The following is a 14,128-nucleotide window of genomic DNA, read 5'->3' as shown; positions in this document are numbered from 1 at the left end:
ATGCGCGCGCCGGCCTTGCGGCCTGCGTCCCCGGCGCGCGGGCGGCGGGTTGCCGCCCGGCCGCGGCCATGGCTCGCGGGGCGCGCGGCGGGCGCCCCGCGGTTCAGATCAGCTTGCCGGGAAACTGGCTGTCGGGGTCTTGCATCGCGAGGCGCTGGCGGTCCATGAAGTCGCGCAGCGTGTCGATGCCGCGCAGTTGCAGGATCGTGTTGCGCACGGCGGCTTCGACCAGCACCGCGAGGTTGCGGCCCGCGGCCACCTGAATGGTCACCTTGCTGATCGGCAGGCCGAGCACGTCCACGGTCTGGCTTTCGAGCGGCAGGCGCTGGAACTCGCCGTCGGGGCGGCGCACCAGTTGAACGATCAGCTTGAGCTTCATTTTGCGGCGCACGGCCGTCTCGCCGAAAATCGTCTTGATGTCGAGCAGGCCGAGGCCGCGCACTTCGAGCAGATTTTGCAGCAGCGGCGGGCAGCGGCCTTCCACGAAATCGGGGCCGAGGCGCACGAAGTCCACGGCGTCGTCGGCCACGAGACCGTGGCCGCGGCTGATGAGTTCGAGACCGAGTTCGCTCTTGCCGAGACCCGAGTCGCCGGTGAGCAGCACGCCCATGCCGAGGATGTCGAGAAACACGCCGTGCAGCGTCGCGCGCGGCGCGAGAATGCGCGACATGTAGAGGCGCAGGCTGTCGATGACCGTGGCCGCCGACATCGGCGTGGTGAAAAGCGGCGTGGACGAGCGCGTGCAGCGCAGCACCAGTTCGGGCGGCGCGGTCATGCCGTCGGCGACCACGAGGAAGGGCGGTTCGAGCGCGATCAGCTCGGCCATGTGGCGCGAGCGGTCTTCGTCGGTTTGACGCTGGTAATAGTGGATTTCGGCGTCGCCGAGCACCTGGATGCGGTTCGGGTGGATCAGGTTCAGGTGGCCGACCAGGTCGGCGCTGGCCGTGGCCGTGGCGACCGTCTCGGTCGAGAAACCGCGCTCCCAGCCCTCGTGCCCCGTCAGCCAGCTCAGTTTGAGCGTGGTGGCGTTGTCGTCGAAGATGCTTTGGGCGTTGATGCTGGAAGTGTCCATGAGTCGGTGACTCCGCGAGATGACTCGCTCAACTAACTAAAAGGCGGGCAGGAAGGCCGGACCGGGGTGAGCGCCGAAGGCGGCGCCACAAGCCCATTAACGGCTCGGGGCGTCTTGCGGTGCACCGGGGAACCCGGCTGGCCGCCCGCTCACGACTGCATCAAGGTTGCCATTGCGTCAGCAGGCGATGCAACGTTTCGCGGTCTTCTTCCGTGTGAAGGCGCTCACGCGTTTCGCGATCCGACAGCAGTTGGGCGATCTCGGACAGAATTTCAAGATGCTGCTGCGTGGCCTGTTCGGGCACGAGCAGAAAGATCAGCAGCGAAACGGGCTGGCCGTCGGGCGCTTCGAACGCGATGGGTTCGGCAAGACGCACGAACGCGGCGAGCGGCTGCTTCAGGCCCTTGATGCGGCCGTGCGGGATTGCCACGCCTTCGCCCAGGCCCGTGGAGCCGAGGCGCTCGCGCGCGAAAAGATTGTCGGTGACGGTGCTGCGAGCGATGCCGTTCTGGTTTTCGAAGATCAGGCCGGCCTGCTCGAAGACGCGTTTCTTGCTGGTAACGGACAGGCCGACGACGACGTTCTCGATGGGAAGTATTTTGGCTAAACGATTCATGTTGGCAGGCGAAAACGTGGCCTGAATGCTCCTTACCCCGACAATGGCTGCACTTGCCGCGCCCGCCTGGCGGGGACGTCATGGCAACCGCAGCGGATCTGGCGACGAAGCCCGGTGCCGGGACCGTGGGGACCGATTGTGCCGGGAGACCCGAAAACGACTGGTCCATTATAGAACAAGCGTACGCGCCGATGGTGCGATGCGCCATGCATTAGCGCAACCGGCGTGCTGGGGTTGCACCGCTTGTCTCGCATGTGCAACCGCCTGGCCAAAAATCAAGGTTCCACGAAAAAGCCGCCCGGTGTGGGCGGCTCTTTCGTGGAACTTCGTATTGCGAAACGGCAAGGAACCGAGGATAAGCGTTCAGCTCCGGCTCGCGCTCCTTGTCACGGTAGGGATCGCTCGCGCCTTATTGCGGCGGGATCTCGATACCGGGCACCGGCTGGTGCTTGATCGCTTCGTGTGCATGTCCCTGCACGCGGTCCTTGTGGCGAACGACCTGGCGATCGAGTTTGTCGACCAGAAGATCAATGGCGGCGTACATGTCGCCGTTGCAGCTTTCCACAAAGATATCCTTGCCTTTCAGATGAAGGTTCACTTCCACCTTCTGTCTCTTGTCCTTTTCCTTGATGTTATCGACCGAGAGGACCACATTGCCATCGATGACCTGATCGAAATGCCTTAGCACCCTGTCCAGTTTGGTGATCACGTATTCTCGCAACGCTGGCGTGACTTCGAGATGGTGTCCACTGATCTTCAGATTCATAGTGCAACCTCCTGGCTGATGGCCGCGTGACGCGTGAGGCGCGGCAATGCCGGTCGACTGTCTGCCTGTGCGCGGCTCCCCGAAAGGCCTGCGACGACGGGCTAGCTCGGCCGGCCATTTCCGCCAACGGGCGTAGCGGCCGGAAAACGCCTGCTCCATAAAGGCAGAACAGGCTAAAGAGACTTGCGCAAATTAACGGCTGGGATCTTCAGCGCCTCGCGGTATTTCGCGACCGTACGTCGCGCCACCACGAAGCCCTGTTCCGCCAGCAGTTCGGCGATGCGGCTGTCCGAAAGGGGGGACCTGGTGTTCTCGGCTCCTATGAGTTGCTTGATGAGGGCGCGGATAGCCGTGGACGACGCCGCACCGCCAGTATCGGTAGAAACATGCGACCCGAAGAAGTACTTGAACTCCAGCGTTCCGAACGGAGTCAGCATGTATTTACCGGTTGTCACACGCGAGACAGTTGATTCGTGTAGGCCCAGCGTATCAGCAATCTCCCTCAAAACCAAGGGGCGCATGGCGATTTCGCCGTGCACGAAAAAGTTCTTCTGACGCTCGACTATCGCCTGCGCGACACGCAGGATCGTCTCGAAACGCTGCTGGATATTCTTGATGAGCCAGCGCGCTTCCTGAAGCTGCTGGCGCAGCGAGCCGCTGCCCGGGTCGCCGCGGTTGTTGCGCAGGATGTTGGCGTAGAGATGGTTGATGCGCAGCTTCGGCACCACCTCGGGATTGAGTTCCGCGTGCCAGTTCTGACCCGTCTTTTTGACGATGATGTCGGGCACCACGTAGTCGGCTTCCGCCTTGCCGTAGGCCGCGCCCGGGAACGGCTCGAGCGAGCGGATCAGCGCATGCGCCTCGCGCAGTTCGTCGTCGCCGGTCTTGAGCTGCTTGCGCAGGCGCGTGAAGTCACGCGCCGCGAGCAGTTCGAGATGGTGCGAGACGATGTCCAGCGCGAGCGTGCGCGTGGCGCTGGACGGAATGCGCAGCAATTGCAGCTTCAGGCATTCCGACGCCGAGCGCGCGCCCACGCCCGCCGGGTCGAAGCTGTGCAGCAGCGCGAGCGCCGCGTTCAGTTCGTCGTTGTCGACTTCGAGTTCGTCGGGGATATCGGCAAGAATTTCCTCGCACGTCGCGCTCAGATAGCCGTCTTCGTCGAGCGACTCGATGAGAAACGTGATGAGCGCGCGGTCGCGCAGGCTCGCGTTCGTCTCGCGCAACTGCGCCATCAGATGATCGCGCAGCGTGGTGGTCGATTCGTGGATTTGCAGCGGCGGCAAATCGTCGTCGTCGGAGGCGTTGCCGGAGCGGCCGTAGTCGTCGAGATTCCACTGGCTCGCGTCGCCGTTCGCGTCGCCGGACATGCCGTCGTATTCGTCCACGCCGCGCGGCTCGCGCTCGCCGTTGTCGTCGCTGCCGTTGGACGCGGCGGACGAAATGCTCGCGCCTTGCATCGGCTCCGCGCTCGCGGAGGCGGGCGGCTGCGCGATGAGCGAGCCGTCGGCGGCCACGCGCAAGGGGCTGGCGATCCAGTCGTCCTCGTTTTCGAGCAGCGGATTTTGCGCGATCGCCGTGGCGACCTCCTGTTGCAGTTCGAGCGTCGACAGCTGCAACAGCCGGATGGACTGTTGCAGTTGGGGAGTCAGCGCAAGATGCTGCGAAAGGCGGAGTTGGAGGCTGGCTTTCATGGCGATGTGCGAATCATTGTAAAGAGTTTGCCACGTACGCGGCACCAAGTGGCATTCGCAATGTCACCTCGATCCCACGCAAGCGCCGTCATGCCGCATCGGCGGACAGGGTGCGCAAGCACCGGGCCGCGCGCGCGTGGGCGCGAGCGGTTCCTGCGGGGGGGAATACGGAAAACGCGCGGAAAGCGCGACGGATGCGCGGAAAAACGGTATGGATCGCACGCCCGGCGCGAGCGCCGCGCATCGCGCGCGAGGCAACCCGCAATTGTGCGTCACGCGCCGGGCGCGCCAAAAAAGGGAGATTGGGACAGACCGGACGGGCGCGCGGCGTCATGCCGCGAGCGCCCGGCGGCGCGGCATCACATGCGGAAATGCTCGCCGAGATAGACGCGGCGCACGCTCTCGTTTTCGATGATGTCGCCGGGTGCGCCGGCCGCGAGCACGGTGCCGTCGCTGATGATGTACGCGTGGTCGCAAATGCCGAGCGTTTCGCGCACGTTGTGGTCCGTGATCAGCACGCCGATGTTGCGCTGCTTGAGGAACTTCACGATCTTCTGGATTTCCAGCACGGCGATCGGGTCGACGCCCGCGAACGGCTCGTCGAGCAGGATGAAGCTCGGGTCGGTCGCGAGGGCGCGCGCGATTTCCACGCGGCGGCGTTCGCCGCCCGAAAGCGAGAGCGCCGGATTGTCGCGCAGATGCGCGATCTGCAATTCTTCGAGCAGCGCCTCGGCGCGCTGCGTGATGATGTCTTTCGAGAGCCGCCTGCCGTTGCCGTCCACCTGGAGTTCGAGCACCGCGCGAATGTTTTCTTCGACGGTGAGCTTGCGGAACACGGAAGCTTCCTGCGGCAGATACGAGAGGCCGAGCGCCGCGCGCTTGTGGATCGGCAGCAGGCTGATGGACCGGCCGTCGAGGTCGATGTCGCCCGCGTCGAGCGGCACGAGGCCCACGATCATGTAGAACGACGTGGTCTTGCCGGCGCCGTTGGGGCCGAGCAGGCCGACCACTTCGCCGCTTTTCACGTCGAGCGAAACGTCCTTGACGACCGTGCGCGAGCCGTAGCGTTTTTTCAGATTGCGCACGACGAGCGAGCTTGTCTTGCCGGCGAGCTGGCGGCCGTGGCTTTGGGGGGCGGTAACGGTGTTCACTGTTGCGGCGTTCCCTGCAGCTTGTTCGACGGGGCGAGCGGCGCCGGAGCGCCGGCGAGCGGCTGCGCGCCGCCGTTGCGCGGCGACAGCATGGCGCGCACCCGGCCGCCGGGGTTGCCCGGCCCGGCGACGTCCTTGCCCGACTTCGCGGTATAGAAGTCGTTCTGCCCGTCATAGGTGATGACGCTGCCGTGGACGGTGTCCATCAGCGTCGAGAGGCCTTGCAGGCGGCGCACCGTCGCGTTCGTGGTGAGCGTGGTGAGATCCTGTTTGCCGTCGTAGTCGATGCGCTCGGCCGTGCCGTCGACATATTCGTTCAGGCCCTCGCGCTTCTGGCGGAAATACGCGAGATTGTCGCCGGTGCTGCCGGGCGCGACGGTGCCCGTGGCGTACTGGTAGCCCTGCGGGTCCTGGGTGACGACGAGTTTCTCGGCCTTGATGAGGATCGTGCCCTTCGTCGCGACGACGTGGCCGGTGAAGACGGTCTGCTGTTTCAGATCGTCGTACGTCATGTTGTCCGCTTCGATATTGAGCGGTTTGTCCTTGTCGGCGCGCTCCGCGTGCGCGGAGGGTGCGAACACGCCGAGCGAAAGCGCGGCGGCGAGCGCGGCCAGCGCCGCGATCACGGCGCGGTCGGCGCGCGCGTTTCGCGAGCGGCCGGACTCAGGACGGGGAGTCGATTCGTTCATGCAATCGTGCCTTGCGTGGACGGCCCGGGGTTCAGGACGAGCCGCCGGAGTCAGCCGGGGCGATCGCGCCACGAACGTTGCCGTAGAGCTGGATGACCCGGGTGACGTTGTTGTAGTTCATGCCGTTGGTGGCTGTCATGACCGACAGGCCGCGACGAAGTTTAACCGGCTTTTCGGTCAGGATCACATCGTCGTTCACGAGCACGCGGAAATGCTCGGAATCGGCCTGCATTTCGGGGTCGCCGTAGCCGGCCGCGCGCAAGATCTGTGCGTTGTCGTACAGATTGACGATGGAAGCGTCGCCGTTGACGGTGCCGCGTTTGCCGGTGGCGGTCACGATCGGCTTGCCGGGCTGGAACGCCCGCACGGCCGGATTCGTGAGGTCGCTGTCTTCGTCGTCCTCGTAATGGACCATGTGCGCGGCCGTGAGCCTGTATTGCGTCGCGCCCGACTGATCCAGCTCGGAGACGGAAAAATTGTCGGCGAAATAGTCGGGCGTATGCGTGAGCGGGCGCGGCGCCGCCTCGTGCTCGCGCGGTTGCACGGCTTGCAGCAGCCACCACGTGAAGCCGGCGAGCGCCGCCACGCAAATGAGCGGAACGAGGGAGACGAGGCGAAACCGCGGGTTCATCGCGTTTGCGCCCTGGTTGCGGCGGGATTTGCAGCCGAATTCGCAGCAGGATTTGCATCGGCGTTGGCGGCGTGCGGCGAATGCGGCGAACACGCCTGCGCGAGCAGCGTTTCGTACTGGTTCTGCGCGCGCAGGATCAAGTCGGTGACTTCGCGCACGGCCCCATAGCCGCCCGTTTTGTCCGATACCCAATGCGCGCGCGACAGCACGTCGGGGTGCGCGTTGGCGGGCGCGGCCGCGAAGCCGCACTGGAGCATGACCGCGAGGTCGGGCCAGTCGTCGCCCATGTAGCCGCATTGCTCGGGCGTCATGCCGGTTTGCCGGAGCAGTTCGGCGAACGCGGTGCGCTTGTCTTCCACGCCTTGCCACAGATGCGTGATGCGCAGTTCCTTCGCGCGCACGGCGACGATCTCCGACTTGCGGCCCGTGATGATGGCCGTGTCGATGCCGGCTTCGCGCAAGAGCTTCGCGCCGTGGCCGTCGAGCGAGTTGAAGCCCTTCATGGTGTCGCCTTGACCCGTGAAGAGCAGGCCGCCGTCGGTGAGCACGCCGTCGACGTCGAAGATCATCAGGCGCACGCGCGCCGCGCGCGCCGTTGCGTCAAGTTGGAGAGCCATCAAATCACCTTCTTCGAAAAGAGGTCGTGCATGTTGAGCGCGCCGATCAGCGTGCCTTCGGTATCGACGACCAGCATCTGATTGATGCGATGACGCTCCATCAGTTCCACGGCTTCCACCGCGAGCTGGTCCGGGCCGATCGTGCGCGGGTGCTTCGTCATGACCTGCGAGATCGGCAGTTCGCGGAAGTCGCCCGCGCGTTCGAGCACGCGGCGCAAGTCGCCGTCGGTGAAGATGCCTTCCACGTGCCCGGCCTCGCTCACCACGGCCGTCATGCCCATGCGCTTGGCCGTGAGCTGGAAGAGGGCGTCGCGCACGGTGACGTCGCTGCTCACCTTCGGCACTTCGTCGCCGGTGCGCATGACGTCGCGCACGTAGGTGAGCAGGCGCCGGCCGAGCGCGCCGCCCGGATGCGAGCGCGCGAAGTCGTCGGCGCCGAAGCCGCGCGCGTCGAGCACCGCGACCGCGAGCGCGTCGCTCAGCGCGAGCGACGCCGTGGTGCTGGCCGTGGGCGCGAGATTGAGCGAGCAGGCTTCTTTTTCGACGCCGGCGTCCAGATGAAAGTCGGAGAGCTTGCCGAGCGTGGATTGCGGGCGGTTGCCCGTGATGCCGATAAGCTTTGCGCCGATGCGCTTGACGAGCGGCAGGATCGCCACGAGTTCTTCGGATTCGCCGGAGTTCGACAGACCGATGAAGACGTCGTCCTCGGTGACCATGCCGAGGTCGCCGTGGCTGGCTTCGGCCGGGTGAACGAAGAACGCCGGGGTGCCGGTGGAGGCCAGCGTGGCCGCGAATTTGCGGGCAATGTGCCCCGATTTGCCAATACCGGAAACGACCACGCGCCCGCGGCAGCCAAGAATGAGATCGACCGCGCCGACGAAGTTGTCGTCGAGCCGGTCGCGAAGACCGCGCACGGCGTCGGCTTCGATGTCGAGCACGTCGCGAGCGAGCTTCAGCGCCCGGTCGCCATTGATTTTCGCTATCATTCGCGGAGTATAGCAAAGGCGTCTCGCCGCCGCGCCGACGCCTCCAGCGCGAAAGCCCCGTGCGCGAGCCGCGAAACGCGTAGGCGCCGAGGGTCTGGCCGCGGGTCTGGTCGCGTTCCTGGCCGCGTTCCTGGCCGCGTGCCCCGAACGGCCCTGCCGCGCCTTGCGGGCCTGCCGGCAGCCCGTCGTCCCGCGCTGCTGCCGAGCCCCGCCCGCACCGCATTTTTCCCGCGCCGCCACCGCGCCGGTCGTCGACCCCGAACCGGGCGAACAGACGGGCGCGGGCGGTCCGCGTGAGCTGTCCGCGCGGTTGGTCCGTGCGGTTGGTCCGTGCGGTTGGTCTGTGCGGTTAGCCCGCGCAGTGGTCCGCGCGGTGGCCCCTATCGGTTATCGCCGCTCGTCGTGGAATTGCGACGAGCGCGGTGACTTATCGCCCTTGTCGCTCCCCGCGCCCCTGGCGCCTGCATTGCCCGCATCGAACAGATTCATCGCCGCCCCGACGAACAAGCCGTAGACACCGCCGCCAACCCGAAGCCGACGCAAGAGGACGCCCGACACGATGATTTCTCCGCTGGAAATGACGCTGTTCCTTCTGCTCGCCTCGGTGGTCGGCGTCGTGCTGTTCCGTTATCTGAACCTGCCGCCGATGCTCGGTTATCTCACGGTCGGCATTCTGGTCGGGCCGCGCGCGTTCGGCATCGTGCCCAATACCGAGGGCGCGCAGAATCTGGCCGAGTTCGGCGTGGTGTTCCTGATGTTCTCGATCGGCCTCGAATTTTCGCTCTCGAAGCTGCGCACCATGCGGCGCGCGGTGTTCGGGCTCGGGCTTTCGCAGGTGCTCGGCACCATTCTGGTCGCGCTCGCGCTCGGGCTCGCGATGGAGCCGTGGGTACACATCACGTGGCAGGCGTGCGTGGCGCTTGGCGGCGCGCTCGCGATGTCGTCCACGGCCATCGTCAGCAAGATGCTTTCCGAGCGGCTCGAGATCGAATCCGAGCACGGCCGCAACATTCTCGGCGTGCTGCTGTTCCAGGACCTGGCCGTGGTGCCGCTCCTCATTGTGATCGCCGCGTTCGGCGGGTCGTCGAAGTCGCTGTTCGAGTCGCTCGGCATGGCCGCCGTGAAGATCGTGCTCGCGCTCGGCATTCTGCTGTTCGTCGGCCAGAAGTTCATGACGCGCTGGTTCAACGTGGTGGCGCGGCGCCGCTCGCAGGAGCTGTTCGTGCTCAATGTGCTGCTCGTCACGCTGGGCGCGGCGTTCATCACCGACAAATTCGGCCTCTCGCTCGCGCTGGGCGCGTTCATCGCGGGCATGCTGATCGCCGAAACGCCGTACAGGCATCAGGTGGAAGAGGACATCAAGCCGTTTCGCGACGTGCTGCTCGGCCTCTTTTTCGTAACCACGGGCATGCTGCTCAATCCGCTCGTGATCTGGCAGCACCCGTTCATGGTCGCGGCGTTCGTGCTCGGTCCGGTGGTCATGAAGGCCGTGCTGATCACGGCGCTCACGCGGCTGTTCGGCGCTTCGCCGGGCGTGGCCATGCGCACGGGCCTCGGGCTCGCGCAGGCGGGCGAATTCGGTTTCGTGCTGCTCAACCTCATTCTCGACAAGCATCTCGTCGATCCCACGCTGCTCCAGGCGATTCTCGCGGCGATGCTGCTTTCCATGCTCGCCGCGCCGTTCCTCATTCAGAACGCCGATCGCATCGTGCTGCGGCTTTCGTCGACGGAATGGATGCAGCAGTCGCTGATGATGACGCGCATCGCCACGCAGAGCATCAAGCAGAGCGGCCACGTGATCGTCTGCGGTTACGGCCGCGCCGGGCAGAACCTCGCGCGCATGCTGGAAAACGAAGGGCTGTCGTACGTCGCGCTCGACCTCGACCCGGACCGCGTGGCGGCGGCCGCGGCGGCGGGCGAATCGGTGGTGTTCGGCGACGCGGCGCGGCGCGAGTCGCTGGTGGCGGCGGGCATCCACCGCGCGGCGGCCGTGGCGATCACCTATGCGAACACGCAGTCGGCGTTTCGCGTGCTGCATCACATTCACGAGCTGGAACCCACCTTGCCCGTGATCGTGCGCACCGTCGACGACGCCGATCTCGAACGTCTGCTGGCGGCGGGCGCGACCGAGGTGATTCCCGAAATCGTCGAAGGCAGCCTGATGCTCGCTTCGCACATGCTCGTGCTGATGGGCGTGCCGATGCGGCGCGTGGTGCGCCGCGTGGAGGAACTGCGCGACGAGCGCTACAGCCTGTTGCGCGGCTACTTCCACGGCACCGACGATGCCGGCGAGGACGGTCACGAGCAGGTGCGGCTACAATCCGTACCGGTCGACGCGCGCGCCGACGCCGTGGGCCGCACGCTCGCGGAGCTGGGCCTCTACGACCTCGGCGTGGAAGTCACGGCAATTCGCCGGCACGGCATTCGCGGCGTGGAGCCCGACCCCGCGACCAAGCTGCGCGAGGCCGATATCGTCGTGCTGCGCGGCTTGCCCGAGCAACTGGCGCTTGCCGAGGAACGGCTTTCGCGGCATCGGCGCACGGGCGCGGCGGCGGCTTGAGCGGGTTTGCGGGGGCGCGAGGCGCCTCGAAGGTTGCCGAGGCCCGCGCGAAACCGGCTTGAAATCCGCCCGAAACCGGCCTGAAGTCCGCTTGAAGCCCGCATGAAGCCGCATAAAGCCGCATAAAGCCGCATGAAGCCCGCCTGAGGGCTGCCCGAAGCGGGCGGCTTTAGCCGCTTCTTCAACGGCTTTGCGCCCCGTTTTAGTTTTTTCGTATTCCTTGTTCTGTCAGTATTCCCGGAGAAACCATGTCCCACGCACCTGCGAACCCGAGCGCCGATCCCGCCCAGTTCGTGCACAGCCTGATCCGCACGGTGCCCGACTGGCCCCAGCCGGGTGTGCAGTTTCGCGACATCACGCCGCTCATCGGCCATCCGAAAGGCTTGCGCGTGCTGATCGACCTGTTCGTCGAGCGTTACGTGGATGCGAAGCTCGACTACGTGGCGGGTCTCGACGCGCGCGGTTTCATCATCGGGCCGATCGTCGCCTATGAGCTGAACGTGGGCTTCATTCCGATCCGCAAGATCGGCAAGCTGCCGTACAAGACCGTGTCCGAAACCTATCGGCTCGAATACGGCGAGGCGACGGTCGAGATTCACGAGGATGCGTGCGGCAAGGGCGACCGCGTCGTGATCGTGGACGACCTGATCGCGACCGGCGGCACGATGATGGCGGGCAAGCTGCTGCTGGAGCGCCTGGGCGCGAGCGTGGTGGAAGGCGCGGCGATCATCGACCTGCCCGATCTGGGCGGCTCGAAGCTGCTCGACGCGGCGGGCCTGCCGCTTTACACCGTGACCTCGTTCGGCGGCCATTGAGCTGCCCTCGATCAACCACTTGCATCCCATGCCGAATTTCGCGCTTTTTCTCGCCACTTCCATCGCGATCACCTTCGCGCCCGGTCCCGACAATCTTCAGGTGCTCGCGCGCGGCATCTCGCAGGGCCGCGCCGCCGGGCTCGTGGCCGCGCTCGGGTTCGCCGCCGGCGTCACCTTCCACACCACGCTCGCCGCGCTCGGCGTGGCGGCGCTCTTGCGTTCGTCGCCGGTCGCGTTCCAGACGCTCAAGTTCGCGGGCGCCGCGTATCTCGTCTGGATCGGCGTGAAGGCGCTGCGCAGCCAGGGGCTCGCGGCGGCGGGCGACCGGCCGCGCCAGCCGCTTGCCGCGATCTTTCGCCAGAGCGTGCTCGGCAACATCATGAATCCCAAGGTGACGCTGTTCTTCGTGGTGTTCCTGCCGCAATTCATCGACACGGCCAACGCCCGCGGCACGCAGCCCGTCACGCTGCAAATGCTCGAACTGGGCCTCGTGTTCATGGCGCAAACGCTCGTGGTGTTCTCCGTGTTCGGCCTGTGCGCGGGCACGATCGGCGGCTGGCTCAAGCGCCGCCCGCGCGCGGGCGTGTGGCTCGACCGCCTCGCGGGCATCACTTTCATCGCCATCGGCATTCGCGTCGCGCTGCGCGACTGAACGCGGCCGATCTCAGGAGCTTTCGCCGATGACCTTGCCCTGCATCACCGCCGCGCGCCGCTTCGATGCGAGCGCGCACCGGCCGTTTTATTTCGGCGACGAACGCGTCGGCTGGATTCGCGAGCGCGACGTCGCGCTGCTCGAGCGTTGGCCGGACGTGTTCGAGATCGGCGGCGGTGCCGGGCAGGCGCGCGTCGCGCTCGCGGCCGGATTCGACACCGTGGCGGCGCGCAGCGCCGCGCTCGGCTCGGTGATCGGCGCGCTGGCGGCGGAGGGCCGCATTCCGGGCTGGCGCAACGAAACCTACGCGATCCGCAACGCCTTCGACGCGCCGCCGCTCGCCTATATCGAGCGCGCCGCCTCGCGTTTCTTCGGCACGATGACGTACGCGGTGCATCTGAACGGCGTCGTAGAATATGGCGATTCCGGCGCGCCGCAGTTGTGGATCGCGCGCCGCAGCGACACCAAGGCCACCGACCCCGGCATGCTCGACAACGTCGTCGCGGGCGGTATCGGCTGGGGTTTCGGCGTCGAGGCCACGCTCGTGAAGGAATGCTGGGAAGAGGCGGGCATTGCCGCCGACCTCGCTCGCACGGCGCGCGCGGGCCGCACGGCGCACGTGCTGCAATCGCTGCCCGAGGGCACCCAGGCCGAGCAGATCTTCATCTACGATCTCGCGTTGCCCGCCGACTTCGTGCCGCACAATCAGGACGGCGAAGTGGGCGAGCACCGCCTCGCGCGCATCGACGAAACGGCGCGCTGGATCGAGGAGGGCGCGATGACGGTGGACGCGAGCCTCGCGACGCTCGACTGCCTGCTGCGCCGCCGCTGGATCGACGAAGATGCGTGCGAGGGCATTGCCGCGATCTTCGAACCGCCGACGCTGTGAAAGGGCGTTTTTGCAAAACCCTTTGAAATACCGAGCAATTGATGGGAGTCACCAAGGTCATGTCGACCGATCACAGCTTCATCCTCAAACTGTCGTGCGCCGACCGGCCGGGCATCGTGCATGCCGTCTCGGGCTTTCTGTTCGAGCGCGGCAGCAACATTCTCGATTCGGCCCAGTTCGGCGACAGCCACACGGGCGAATTCTTCATGCGCGTACACTTTCAGCAAGTGGGCGGCGACCCGGGCCTCGACGGCCTGCGCGAGTTGTTCGCGCCGCTCGCGCAGGAGTTCGGCATGCGCTGGGAATTGCATGACGCGAACGTGAAGCCGCGCGTGATCCTGATGGTCTCGAAGATCGGCCATTGCCTGAACGACCTGCTGTTCCGCTATCGCACCGGTCAACTGCCGATCGAGATTCCCGCGATCATCTCGAATCACAAGGACTTCTATCAGCTCGCCGCGAGCTACAACATTCCGTTCCACCATTTCCCGCTGCTCGGCGGCACGGAAGCGGACAAGGCCGCGCAGGAAGCGCGCGTGCTGGACGTGGTGAACAACGAGCAAGCCGATCTCGTGGTGCTCGCGCGCTACATGCAGATTTTGTCGCCGCAATTGTGCGGCGCGCTCGAAGGCCGCGCGATCAACATCCATCACTCGTTCCTGCCGAGCTTCAAGGGCGCGAAGCCGTACTATCAGGCATTCGACCGCGGCGTGAAGCTCATCGGCGCGACGGCGCATTACGTGACGTCGGATCTCGACGAAGGCCCGATCATCGAGCAGGAAGTCGAGCGCGTGGACCACAACATGACGCCGGACCAGCTCACGGCAATCGGCCGCGACGTGGAGTGCGTGACGCTCGCGCGCGCGGTGAAGTGGCACGTGGAGCATCGCATCGTGCTGAACGGGCACAAGACGGTGGTGTTCCGCTGACCTCGCCGTGAGTTGGCGCACCATGAAAAATGGCCCCGAGGCTGAACGCCCGGGGCCATTTTTT

Annotated in this window: 13 protein-coding genes and 1 pseudogene; 5 read left to right on the top strand and 9 right to left on the bottom strand. The window is 65.9% G+C overall.

Features of this window, described 5'->3' with window-relative positions:
* Positions 1–103 precede the first annotated feature (103 nt).
* The 9 genes and pseudogenes from hprK to kdsD all read right to left on the bottom strand — a co-directional run bounded on the left by hprK (position 104) and on the right by kdsD (position 8,219).
* Positions 104–1,072, bottom strand: a complete 969-nt coding sequence (gene hprK / locus U5805_RS11610; protein WP_028201859.1) for an HPr(Ser) kinase/phosphatase — start codon at positions 1,070–1,072, stop codon at positions 104–106.
* Between the two features lie 160 nt (positions 1,073–1,232).
* Positions 1,233–1,688, bottom strand: coding sequence for a PTS IIA-like nitrogen regulatory protein PtsN (gene ptsN, locus U5805_RS11605; RefSeq protein ID WP_027815677.1), 456 nt, complete (start codon positions 1,686–1,688; stop codon positions 1,233–1,235).
* A 409-nt stretch (positions 1,689–2,097) separates the two neighbouring features.
* On the bottom strand, positions 2,098–2,454 hold the full coding sequence (hpf, locus tag U5805_RS11600; protein ID WP_322103622.1) for a ribosome hibernation-promoting factor, HPF/YfiA family: 357 nt from the start codon (positions 2,452–2,454) through the stop codon (positions 2,098–2,100).
* 173 nt (positions 2,455–2,627) lie between these two features.
* On the bottom strand, positions 2,628–4,145 hold the full coding sequence (locus U5805_RS11595; RefSeq protein ID WP_322103621.1) for an RNA polymerase factor sigma-54: 1,518 nt from the start codon (positions 4,143–4,145) through the stop codon (positions 2,628–2,630).
* 359 nt (positions 4,146–4,504) lie between these two features.
* Entirely contained in the window at positions 4,505–5,296 is a 792-nt protein-coding gene (lptB, locus tag U5805_RS11590) for an LPS export ABC transporter ATP-binding protein (RefSeq protein ID WP_322103620.1), read from the bottom strand.
* On the bottom strand, positions 5,293–5,985 hold the full coding sequence (gene lptA / locus U5805_RS11585) for a lipopolysaccharide transport periplasmic protein LptA (protein ID WP_322103619.1): 693 nt from the start codon (positions 5,983–5,985) through the stop codon (positions 5,293–5,295). Before lptA ends, lptB begins: the two co-directional genes overlap by 4 nt.
* A 31-nt stretch (positions 5,986–6,016) precedes the next feature.
* Positions 6,017–6,616: an LPS export ABC transporter periplasmic protein LptC gene (gene lptC, locus U5805_RS11580; RefSeq protein WP_322103618.1), complete on the bottom strand. Its 600-nt coding sequence runs from the start codon at positions 6,614–6,616 to the stop codon at positions 6,017–6,019.
* 89 nt (positions 6,617–6,705) lie between these two features.
* Positions 6,706–7,233, bottom strand: a pseudogene (locus U5805_RS11575) (KdsC family phosphatase); the annotation flags it as partial.
* Positions 7,233–8,219: an arabinose 5-phosphate isomerase KdsD gene (gene kdsD, locus U5805_RS11570; RefSeq protein WP_322103617.1), complete on the bottom strand. Its 987-nt coding sequence runs from the start codon at positions 8,217–8,219 to the stop codon at positions 7,233–7,235. The pseudogene U5805_RS11575 and the gene kdsD, both read right to left, overlap by 1 nt.
* A gap of 559 nt (positions 8,220–8,778) precedes the next feature.
* Here kdsD and U5805_RS11565 point away from each other — a divergent pair.
* The 5 genes from U5805_RS11565 (at position 8,779) to purU (ending at position 14,064) form a co-directional block, all read left to right on the top strand.
* Complete coding sequence (locus U5805_RS11565) at positions 8,779–10,779, top strand: cation:proton antiporter (RefSeq protein WP_322103616.1); 2,001 nt, start codon at positions 8,779–8,781, stop codon at positions 10,777–10,779.
* A 248-nt stretch (positions 10,780–11,027) separates the two neighbouring features.
* On the top strand, positions 11,028–11,594 hold the full coding sequence (locus tag U5805_RS11560) for an adenine phosphoribosyltransferase (protein ID WP_322103615.1): 567 nt from the start codon (positions 11,028–11,030) through the stop codon (positions 11,592–11,594).
* Positions 11,595–11,622: 28 nt separating this feature from the next.
* Entirely contained in the window at positions 11,623–12,246 is a 624-nt protein-coding gene (locus tag U5805_RS11555) for a LysE family translocator (RefSeq protein ID WP_322103614.1), read from the top strand.
* A 28-nt stretch (positions 12,247–12,274) separates the two neighbouring features.
* The gene (locus U5805_RS11550; RefSeq protein ID WP_322103613.1) at positions 12,275–13,135 is read left to right on the top strand and encodes an NUDIX hydrolase; all 861 of its coding nucleotides are present in this window, start codon (positions 12,275–12,277) and stop codon (positions 13,133–13,135) included.
* A 59-nt stretch (positions 13,136–13,194) separates the two neighbouring features.
* Positions 13,195–14,064: a formyltetrahydrofolate deformylase gene (gene purU, locus U5805_RS11545; protein WP_322103775.1), complete on the top strand. Its 870-nt coding sequence runs from the start codon at positions 13,195–13,197 to the stop codon at positions 14,062–14,064.
* The last annotated feature ends 64 nt before the right edge of the window (positions 14,065–14,128 follow it).

The organism is Paraburkholderia sp. J41 (assembly GCF_905220235.1).
Lineage (GTDB): Bacteria > Pseudomonadota > Gammaproteobacteria > Burkholderiales > Burkholderiaceae > Paraburkholderia.
Note: the sequence above shows the minus strand (reverse complement) of the source record. Positions and strands in the feature narration are given on the sequence as shown.

Bases quoted from the DNA above. Each gene is read 5' to 3' on its own strand.
- U5805_RS11565 (WP_322103616.1), top strand. From the start codon at position 8,779: ATGATTTCTCCGCTGGAAATGACGCTGTTCCTTCTGCTCGCCTCGGTG.
- hpf (WP_322103622.1), bottom strand. From the start codon at position 2,454: ATGAATCTGAAGATCAGTGGACACCATCTCGAAGTCACGCCAGCGTTG.
- kdsD (WP_322103617.1), bottom strand. From the start codon at position 8,219: ATGATAGCGAAAATCAATGGCGACCGGGCGCTGAAGCTCGCTCGCGAC.
- U5805_RS11550 (WP_322103613.1), top strand. From the start codon at position 12,275: ATGACCTTGCCCTGCATCACCGCCGCGCGCCGCTTCGATGCGAGCGCG.
- ptsN (WP_027815677.1), bottom strand. From the start codon at position 1,688: ATGAATCGTTTAGCCAAAATACTTCCCATCGAGAACGTCGTCGTCGGC.
- purU (WP_322103775.1), top strand. From the start codon at position 13,195: ATGTCGACCGATCACAGCTTCATCCTCAAACTGTCGTGCGCCGACCGG.
- lptC (WP_322103618.1), bottom strand. From the start codon at position 6,616: ATGAACCCGCGGTTTCGCCTCGTCTCCCTCGTTCCGCTCATTTGCGTG.
- U5805_RS11595 (WP_322103621.1), bottom strand. From the start codon at position 4,145: ATGAAAGCCAGCCTCCAACTCCGCCTTTCGCAGCATCTTGCGCTGACT.
- U5805_RS11555 (WP_322103614.1), top strand. From the start codon at position 11,623: ATGCCGAATTTCGCGCTTTTTCTCGCCACTTCCATCGCGATCACCTTC.
- U5805_RS11560 (WP_322103615.1), top strand. From the start codon at position 11,028: ATGTCCCACGCACCTGCGAACCCGAGCGCCGATCCCGCCCAGTTCGTG.
- hprK (WP_028201859.1), bottom strand. From the start codon at position 1,072: ATGGACACTTCCAGCATCAACGCCCAAAGCATCTTCGACGACAACGCC.
- lptA (WP_322103619.1), bottom strand. From the start codon at position 5,985: ATGAACGAATCGACTCCCCGTCCTGAGTCCGGCCGCTCGCGAAACGCG.